This window comes from Runella sp. SP2 (assembly GCF_003711225.1).
Taxonomy (GTDB): Bacteria; Bacteroidota; Bacteroidia; order Cytophagales; family Spirosomataceae; genus Runella.
The window spans coordinates 6,693,311-6,703,932 of record NZ_CP031030.1 but is presented as its reverse complement, the minus strand read 5'-3'; the positions used below and the strand labels follow the sequence as shown (position 1 = coordinate 6,703,932).

At 45.2% G+C, this 10,622-nt stretch carries 2 protein-coding genes; both read right to left on the bottom strand.

All coding sequences use genetic code 11. From position 1 onward, the window contains the following. Window positions 1-25: 25 nt before the first annotated feature. Complete coding sequence (locus DTQ70_RS26995; RefSeq protein WP_122933681.1) at window positions 26-2,803, bottom strand: DUF11 domain-containing protein; 2,778 nt, start codon at window positions 2,801-2,803, stop codon at window positions 26-28. A 326-nt stretch (window positions 2,804-3,129) separates the two neighbouring features. Next, window positions 3,130-9,984: an SdrD B-like domain-containing protein gene (locus DTQ70_RS26990; protein ID WP_164490234.1), complete on the bottom strand. Its 6,855-nt coding sequence runs from the start codon at window positions 9,982-9,984 to the stop codon at window positions 3,130-3,132. Window positions 9,985-10,622: the final 638 nt, after the last annotated feature.

The window sequence follows — 10,622 nt, the reverse complement described above, 5'->3', positions numbered from 1 at the left end:
CTGATAATTTTCAATTTTAGGATATTTATTTTCTTGCTTTTTTGGACTGTTTTATGGTAAAAGGTATGCACAATTCGACAGGGCAACAATTAAGCCCCTCTTCAATGATAATTGGACAGCATCCCTCAGCAGGGCAAGTTTGATTAGTCGCAGTAAAAGTATATACCCCTACATCACTCAAAAGGATACTATTCCCAGTGGCGATGGGCGTTGTGCCGCCATCTTTATACCATTGTACGCTGGTATATTTGGGCGGCACGGTCGCCTCGATTTTCTCGGTAGGGCAAAGTTTAAAAGGCACAGTAAAACATTTGCGGTCGATGTCGTCTTCCCCTTCCGTGTTATTACAAGGAGTAGAATCCACATCTTGCTCATTGGCAGTACAAATTTGGGCGGTATTAAAATGAATACCTTCTTGAATGGCCTTGATTTTGTAGGTCAAAGTAACCGTATCGCCGTTGGCAGCAATCTCACCAATCGTCCATTGAATTACATTTCCACTGATAATCGCATTGCCTCGGCTCATAGAAAAACTACCTGGCACAAAAGCGACCGTCGTTGCCATAGAGTCTATGACTGCCACCCCCGTAGCCCCTTTACTTGACTCGTTCCATACCTTTATAGTATAAGTCAAGGTGTCGCCAATTTGGGCTATTTTTTTGTCAATAAATTTCTTTAGGGCTAAATCAATGGTACAGGTGTCTGCGTTGATAGTGGCAGGTGTGCGACTCGTACTAATCGCGACTGGACAGGCAGGATCTGTACTCCGAGCTTGGGCATAATAGGTCGTAGTACTTGTTACAATACCCGTTGGTTTGTAGGTCAAGCCCGTTGCCAAAATGTCGCCTCCTACAGGCTGACTGAACCACTCAACCGTAGCCAAACCCACAATCGCGGCCTGAAGTGTTGGCAAAGAATCGCCAATGCAAATCGTAAAGCTCGACGTTATCACTTTGGGTAACGATGGGTTACAGTTACAGTTTAGCCCTGTCAAGGTCGTATCTGATTTGCAAATTGTACTTAAACTATCCGTAATAATCACATCTTCGCCCGAAGGAATCCCCGTGACGGTGTAAGGATTGTTGCCCGTTAAGGTTCCTTTGTTTACTTTAACCGTACCTAGTTTGTTGGTTACGCTAAAGGTAAAACTGTACGTGAGAGCATCGTCAGCGCAAGTCGGTGTGCCTAGCATCGAAATGAGGGATTTGGCACGAACGCCTTTTATAGTAACGGTGGTATCCTTGTAACAACCGCTTTCTTGGTTAAACACCCGCACTGTCCAAGTAGAATCAGCCGTTGTATTAATATTTGAGACAAGCGTTAATGGAAAGGTATTGGGTAAAGTGGTTGCATTGGCATACGATGGCCCTGAATAGGTAACGCCTTTGCTAATTCCAAATTTGTTCCCTTTCGTAACAGCCGTCAATTCAAGCTTTCCCTCACTTTCACAAGTCGGGTCTGTCACTTTCACGGCCACCGTTGGTTGGTCGCAGGGGCAAATCACATCGCCACATACAAACGCCAAGTTTTTACTGAGCACTCCCGACTCAAAACCGAGGTAAGTACTAAATTTCCCAAAATCAGGATTAGCGGGCGAATCGAGGGTGAGTTTAGAAACACAATCGCCGTAGAAAGTAGCCACGTAAAGGTTGCCATCGGGGCCAAAGTCAATATCGAATGGGCGGCGACGTGATTGTTGGTTGGATGACGTAATGGGGTAACTTTTTATCAATGTTCCTTCCGCCGTTAGGTGCTCTACGGCATCCCCGTTTCCGTAGCCGTCCACCGTTGTCCAAAGCGTACCGTCTTTATCCACCGTAATACCCACATAAATTTTCCCATCATTACGGGTTCGTAAGCGTACAGGGTTCGACAAGGTGCTATCCATTACCTGTACGGTGCTTCTGCCTGCGGTATTTAGGTCGTTGTAGCCCGTGGTTACATACACCTTGCCACCGTAGGCTGCCACACCCCAGATTTTATTTTGGCCATCCGAAAAAAAAGACGTTGCTCGCGAAACCACAACTTGCCCATTCTGAATCCGAATTTTTTCTACCCGACCGTTGGTGCCACCCCGTAGTAAGTACTTTTTATCTTCCGAAAGCGTAATGTCAAATGAATTAGTCCCCGACGACGGTTGTACATTCGGCAAAAAGGTAGCTTGGGCAAAGCTATACACCTTGATGGGGCTACTAAAAGGGCTACCGATGTAGGCGATTTTATTCACTTGGTCAATCGCAATGCCATCGCCCCCCGTGTTAGGAATTGAGCAGGGAATGGTGCCGCTATTGGGATCTAAAGGCTGAATGATTACTTTTTCGCCCGCATTGGTAATTTCTCCCACCAAAATCGTCATGTTTGTGCACGGCACTACACACCGATTACAGTTCAGCACTACTGTCGTATCCTTAAAGCAGGTATTATCTCCATTGAATACTCGGATTGTCCACAAAGACGAAACATTCGCGATGTTGAGGCTATCAGCCGCCCCCGATGAAAGGTTTTTGGCGGCGGAATACGCAGGACCCGCATAGGTTGTGCCTTGGGAAATACCGTATTTGTCTGCCCCCGTCGCCGTAAAAGCAATCTTAGCATCATTATTGCCTCCTCCACCCGCTTTACAAGTGGCCGACGTAACAGTTACAGAATTGAATTTTGGGGAAACGCAGGTGAAAACCCGCAAAGAAGTACGTTCTGTATTTTTGACAGAATGTGCAAATGCTTTTCCAACCATTAGCAATGCTGCTAATGATACTACTATGCCTACGCAAACGCGCAAACACACCTTTGGGAGGATAATCATAAATGTATGTATAATAGAGTAGGAAAAGAATATACCAAATGCTAGTTATCGCATTTGTAAACGTACAGTAAGAACAAGTGCAAAAATAGTGCCGAAATGGCTAAAAAGCAGATATAAGCATCCCTAAACCACAGTTTAGGATGCCTTTGAAAGCAACTGTCGTAAAAATATTATCCAAAATCAACTATTAAATATACTAGCAATAAATGTACCAAATTTAAGTGCAATACTAATTTTGGTTAAATTTTATTTTTTAAAATGAATACCAACAAAAAGCCCCCCTTTTTCCGATGAAAAAGGGGGGCGCGATTGGCTAAAGCCTTATTTTACTTTTTCTTTCTTTTTTGAATTGTAAATGGCACGCACAAATCCTCTGGGCAACAGTTTACGCCTGGCTCAATGATGATTGGGCAACATCCTCCTGCTGGGCAAGTCTGATTCGTTGCGGTGAAAGTGTAGATACCCACTTCACTAAACAGAACCACATTGCCCGTTGCTACTGGCGTTGTTCCTCCGTCTTTAAACCATTGAACATTTGTGTAAAGTGCAGGTACCGATGCTTCCACTTGGTTGGTTGGGCACACCTTGAACGGCACGCTAAAACACTGACGGTCGATATCGTCTTCAGCTGGGTTGCCGTTACCTGGCGTCGAATCCACATCTTTTTGATCAACTTTCGAAATTTCAGCCGTGTTAAAGTGCAGTCCTTCTTGGGTTGCTCGCACTTGGTAGCGCAACGTCACCGTGTCACCATTAGCAGCAATGTTACCAATCGTCCACTTGATGGCATTACCACTGATTGTAGCGCTGCCACGGCTGGCCACAAAACTGCCCGCAATGAACTGTACCGTTGTCGCGATACTATCGGCTACTTCTACCCCCGTCGCATTTTTGTTCGATTCATTCCAAACTTTTAGCGTATAAGTAAGTACATCACCTACCTGTGCTATTTTCGTATTAATCGATTTCTTCAATGCTAAGTCAACCGTGTCAATACAAGTTTGGGCATTAACCGTCGCAGGGACGCGGCTGGTACTCACTGCCGTTGGACAGGTTTGGTCAGTACTGCGCGCTTGGGCGTAGTAGGTCGTTGTACCCGTCACTGTGCCACTTGGTTTGAAACTCAAGCCCGTTGATAACACTGTGCCGCCTGTTTGTTGGCTAAACCATTCTACCGTTGCCAGACCTACCACCGTCGCTTTTAAGGTCGGGAAGGTATCACCAATACAAGCAGCCATACTTGGCGTCAATAACACTGGTACTGGTGGGTTACAGTTACAGTTAGGCCCAACAATCGTCGTATCTGATTTACAGACAGCACTCAAGCTATCGGTAATGATTACACTTGCTCCCGACGGGATACCTGTGACGGTGTAAGGATTGTTACCGCTCAACGTACCTTTGTTCGCTTTCACAATGCCCAATTTATTGGTCACCGTGAAGGTAATACTATACGTTTGTACATCTGCCGAACAAACTGGCGCATTCGATAAAGTAACGCTCGATTTAACACACGGTACCACCAAGCCCGCATCAATCGTTGGGTTGTCCTTCGCCAAGCCTGTACCCGTTGCATTGATTGTCACCGTTTGGCTCAAACCTGTCGTTGGGTTAAAGTCACTGTCTTTCGTAACGTCACTTCCTTGATTTTGCTTAGTACTAATCACACAATTCGGTGGCAGGCTGGTTGTTACAATTTTCACTTGGTAACTACCACTCGACAGGTTGGAGAATAAATACAACCCTTGCGCGTTCGTCGTGTCCGTCGCAACAACCGTTGACCCTTGCAACAATTGAATGATCACTCCCGATACCCCTGACTCTCCCGAATCTTGGATACCATTGTCATTCAAATCTTTCCAAACGTAGTCGCCAATCGAACCTTTGGGCGAGAACAACGCACCGTCCACCGTTGGGTTGTCTTTGGCTATGCCCGTGCCTTTGGCATCAATCGTTACCACTTGGCTCAAACCTGTGGTTGGGTCAAAATCGCTGTCTTTCGTATCATCGCCGCCCAAGTCTTTTTTGGTACTAATCACACAACCCGCTGGTAAACTCGTCGTTACAATTTTCACTTTGTAAGTACCACTCAACAAGTTCGGGAACAAATACAAACCATTCGCGTCCGTTGTATCGGTTGCTACAACCGTCGCCCCTTTCAACAACTGAATAATTACGCCCGCCACTCCTGGTTCGCCCGAATCTTGGATACCATTGTCATTCTGGTCTTTCCAAACGTAATCTCCGATGGAACCTTTTGGCGTAAACAAGCCCGCATCAATGGTTGGGTTATCTTTCGCCAAGCCTGTACCCGTTGCATTGATTGTCACCGTTTGGCTCAAACCTGTCGTTGGGTTAAAATCACTGTCTTTGGTGTCGTCACCGCCTAAATCTTGCTTGCTGCTAATCACACAGCTATCAGGCAGACTGGTTGTCACAATTTTCACTTGGTACGTGCCACTTGATAAATCTGAGAACAAGTACAATCCTTGGGCGTTCGTCGTGTCCGTCGCAACAACCGTTGACCCTTGCAACAATTGAATGATTACTCCCGATACCCCTGGCTCTCCCGAATCTTGGATACCATTGTTATTCAAATCTTTCCAAACGTAGTCGCCAATCGAACCTTTAGGCGAGAACAATGCGCCGTCCACCGTTGGGTTGTCTTTGGCTATGCCCGTGCCTTTGGCATCAATCGTTACCACTTGGCTCAAACCTGTGGTTGGGTCAAAATCACTGTCTTTCGTATCATCGCCGCCCAGGTTTTGTTGACTACTAATCACACAACCCGCTGGTAAACTCGTCGTTACGATTTTCACTTGATAAGTGCCTGACTTCAAGTTCGTAAATAAGTACAATCCACTCGCATCAGTCGTATCAGTTGCCAAAACAGCACTGGTTGTTGAATTCAACAACTGAACAATTACACCCGCCACTGCTGGTTCACCTGAATCCTGAACACCATTGTTGTTTTGGTCTTTCCATACGTAGTCTCCGATAGAGCCTTTCGGTGTTGACAATGCCGCATCTATCGTTGGATTGTCTTTGGCGATACCCGTTCCCGAAACGTTGATGGTAATAGGTGGACTCAAGGCCGTTGTTGGGTCAAAATCACTGTCTTTTGTATCGTCACCACCCAAATCTTTCTTACTGCTAATCACACAGCTATCAGGCAGACTGGTTGTTACGATTCTTACTTGGTAAGTACCGTTTGGTAAGTTAGGGAACAAATACAAACCGTTGAAGTTTGTCGTGTCCGTCGCTATCACATTCCCTCCTTGCAACAACTGCACAATTACGTCTGCCACTGGTGATTCGTTCGGGTCTTGGATACCATTGTCGTTTTGGTCTTTCCAAACAAAGTCTCCGATTGAGCCTCTGAGTGAATACAAGGCCGCATCCACCGTTAAATTATCTTTTGCTGTACCCGTGCCTAAAGCATCGATGGTTACAGCTTGACTTAAACCTGTGGTTGAGTTAAAGTCGCTATCTTTCTCATCATCGCCACCCAAGTCTTGTTGGCTGCTAAGTGCACAGTCTGCGGGTAGGCTCGTTGTCACGATTTTCACTTGGTAACTGCCACTCGACAAGTTGGGGAACAAATACAAACCGTTGGCATCTGTTGTATCCGTTGCCAGCACCGCGCTGGTTGTCGAGTTTAACAATTGAACAATTACCCCTGCAACTCCTAATTCGCTTGCATCTTGAATACCATTGTCGTTTTGGTCTTTCCAAACGTAATTCCCAATCGACCCTTTAGGCGAATACAAGGCCGCATCTATCGTTGGGTTGTCTTTAGAAAGTCCCGTCAAGGTTGGGTCTAACGTGATTTTTGCACTAAAACCAGTGACTGGATTCACGTCCGAATCTTTGGTATCGTCGCCGCCCAAATCTTGTTTAGTACTAATCACACAACCTACTGGCAGACTTGTAACAACGACTTTGACGTAATAATCGCCCGCATCTAAGTTGGTAAAACCATAGGCACCACTGGCATCGGTTGTATCTTTCGCGATGGGGCTACCTGTTGTACTTCCTTTGTATAGCTCCACAATCACGTCTTTTACACCCGTTGGGCCATCGTCTTGGATACCGTTATCGTTCAGGTCTTTCCACACATAATCTCCAATTGAGCCTTTGGGTGAGAAAAGCGCCGCGTCGATGTGAGGGTTGTTGCGCAAGGTATCAGCCGCTGGTTTTGAAGTATCAATTGTAATCAAATGACTCAAACCTGCCGCATTAAAATCAGAATCTAGCGTATCGGCTACTCCTGCGGCATTAGGTTTTGAAGAAATAACGCAACCCGCTGGTAGAGATGTCAAAAGCAACTTAACTTGATAGGTATCCGAGGTTAGGTTGTTGAAACTGTAGAAACCATTCACATCGGTCGTATCTTCATCAACCACACTTGAACCTTGCAAAAGCTGCAAAATGATACCCGCTTGTCCTGTTTCTCCGCTGTCTTGTCTGCCGTTGTTATTGGTATCTTTCCAAACGTAGTTTCCGATAGAGCCTAGGGGTGAATAAAGTGCCCCGTCGATTGTTGGGTTATCTTTGGCAATACCCGTTCCCGTAGGCGTAATTGTGACTGATTGGCTCAAGCCAGTTGCTGCGTCAAAATCAGAATCAAGGCTATCGGCTACTCCTGCTGCGTTGGATTTTGAAGAAATAACACAGCCTGCTGGTAGAGAAGTCACTAAAATTTTGACTTGGTAGCTTCCAGCATCCAAATTAGAGAACCCGTACAAACCATTGGCATCCGTTGTATCAGTTGCCAATACAGTTGCACCCTGTAATAATTGAACGATAACGCCTGCTTGACCTGCTTCCCCACTATCTTGTTTGCCGTTATCGTTGGCATCTTTCCAAATATAGTTTCCTATTGAACCAACAGGCTCAATTACCCCGATATCAAATGAGTGGTTATTCTCACCGAGATTCCCTGTTTTTAGCGCAATTGTGCCTGTGTCAGTGTCGTTATCTGTTAACACTGTACCTTGGCCCGTGGGCGAAAATGCCGCACACGTAGCCAATGCCCCCGTACCAAAGGCAGTTTTGACTTTGATTCTATAATCGGTGTTGGCTTTTAAATTTGTAAAATACCACGTTCCTTTTTGGCCATTGAGTGTTGCAGAAGTAACCGTCTGAGTAGGGGATCCTGTAGTCGTTGTACCTTCAAAAAGCTCTATGACAACCCCATCGACTCCCACCTCGGCAGGGTCTTGGATTCCGTTTTTATTAGCATCTTTCCATATTCTATTTCCGATTTCAATGGTCGGTAACGATGAGAGTGCCACTAGGTCTCCCAATCCATTTGCTTTAGCAAGCGTGTTGTTATCTGGTGCAAAGGGAGACCCGCCAGAGGTATCAAACACTTTAAACTGTTGCATTCTTCTCCCTGTGGTATTGTTATGCCACAAAATCCCTCCGTTATATGCTTCGGCTGTTAAGTTAATAACATCATAGGCTGTTTCTACAACACTACTATGCCCAGGCACTTGCACAAGACCTCCGTTTCCAATGTCAAAGTGAAAGTTGTCGTAGCTGTGTTGATAATAAAATTCACCTCCTCCTGGCCCATTTGCATTACCTGCTCCTGAGGTAGTAACACCCCCACTACTTCCGTTCGACTCAAGCGTCCATGTGGTTGCACTTCCAGTACGCGAAGCTCGTAATAAATCACCTACAGCAACTCCATTAAACTGCCCCGTTTCCCCCTGGTTCTGGCAAGGGGTACTTTGATTGACAGTATTGGTCACTGGTTCAAGGGCATTATATCCTGTTTGGTCTCCAAATCTATCCCTGACCCCAAGTATCATTTGTCCATTATCAAACTCAATATCAGTAAGCCATGGCTGAGGATAAGCCCTATCCCCGATACACTGAGTGCCATTATTTTCACGGTCAAAAGCGGTAAAAACGTTCACCCAAGGGTTCCACGTTCCACTTGTAGGTTTAAAACTAGAGTTAATCGCATTTTTACGGGTGTAAGTTAGTGGGGCATTTAGCACCGCAGTTGTATTGAATCCTGTGTTAGGATCATACTCATAAACATACATGGCCAATCCTGTCCGAGTTCCTTTTACAGTCGTAGTTACGCCACCTGTCCAACCCGTCACTGTTGATTCCTGCGTATTGGTAACTCCCACATAAACTTTTCCATTATTGATTCCCAACGCAAACGGGCGATTGTCCACATCATTTGTGGCGGGTTTGGGAATATCAACGCTCGTAATATCTCCTGCAACCACAGGAGTTGACTTGATTGGAATTTTATAAAGCTTTCGATCGTATAGGTTTACTACATAAATATTTTGCTCTGTTTCATCAATATCTAGGTCTCCCAAGCTCATTTTACCTACCCAATCCCATGAGTTAGCATCTCTGTCCCATGCAGCCACCGTGGCATTATCATTGGGGTGAGGATCACCTGAAGGGGGCTTTGTGGCAAAACCTAAAGCGTCTAAATCAACATATTCAGTAATGGTTGGTGTCGCAGCTTCTGGGTTTTCAATTCTAAATATTACCCCTGTTTTACCTTTTTGTTTGAAGCCAACGTGCCGTTTCATAAAAGAGGCTGCAAATACCGACTTTGAGGGTCGGTGATAAGCTAGTCCCCAAGTTGATCCAACTTGGGTAGCTGTTGCAATGTGCGAAGGGGCGGGCGTTGTGAAAGTATTGGCAGAACCTGTGTCGCAAACCCCATTGAGGTCGGCATCAATACAACCTGCCGAATACGAAAACCCAATCATAGCGTCTTGGGTATTACCTACCGCAGACCCCACAACGTAACAGTTTGTTACCAGCGGTGGCGCAGTTTGGCTGTAGAGGTTAGGATTTGAAATCCCTAAATTCGCGGTGGTAGTATTGGCACTAAAAAACTGCACACTCGAAAACGAACCAGTGCCGTGTGTCCCAGAAAAATTTCCTGAAGGGATATTACTAAATTGTATGCGTACTGGCAGGGTAAGCCCTGTAAAGCTATACGCTCCACTTGCGTTGGTTGTTTTGGTTTGTATAGCCCCCGTCGCATCAGTTGCTTGCACATCCACCCCTTCGACCAATGGTTCACTGAGCTGGGTAGTAGCATCCCGCTGGCCGTTTGAGTTAAAATCTCTAAATACAATCCCAGATACTTGCGCTTGGGCTGTACTAATTGTCAAAAAAATAACAAAGAGCATACTCAACTTCACAGAATACACCTTTGTAACAGTTCTGCAAATGTGACTTTTGTACAAAGCCACCCCCATTTGCGAAGCCCCCTCAGTAAAATTCAATAACTTTTGGGGGTATTTCCCCGCCCTAAGAGTACTTTTTGACCGATAGCTCCCTCCTTCGGAGAAATCGACCCGACCTCTGCGTTTGTTTGGACACATATACATTTAAAACAGTTGTGTTGGTAATACTGTCTAATTTTTGAACCCCTGCTTGCAAAGCCAGTATGCTATATAAGATATACAATACTTTACCAATGCAAGGGATATACCTTCCACTGTCAAATACTATGCCAAAACCCTTAATTTAAGTCCATAAAAAATATGGTATAGAATTTCCTTTGCCTCACACGAAATGGCTGAATCATAAAACCAAATCTCATTGAAAGCACTTTAAGAAGAAACAATGAATGCTCTAAAAAGACATGGCCCCATCCCAGAGAGATGAGGCCAATGTTGCACACTTTACCCTACTTTGAAAAATTATGTCATCGTTAATTGGAGACACCTCATAACGTTGTCCTATTACCTTACATAACGTTGAGCAAGCTGTCTCTGTACAGCTAGACGATTTTTGCTTTTGAGCTTAAATTCTCTGTGACGAA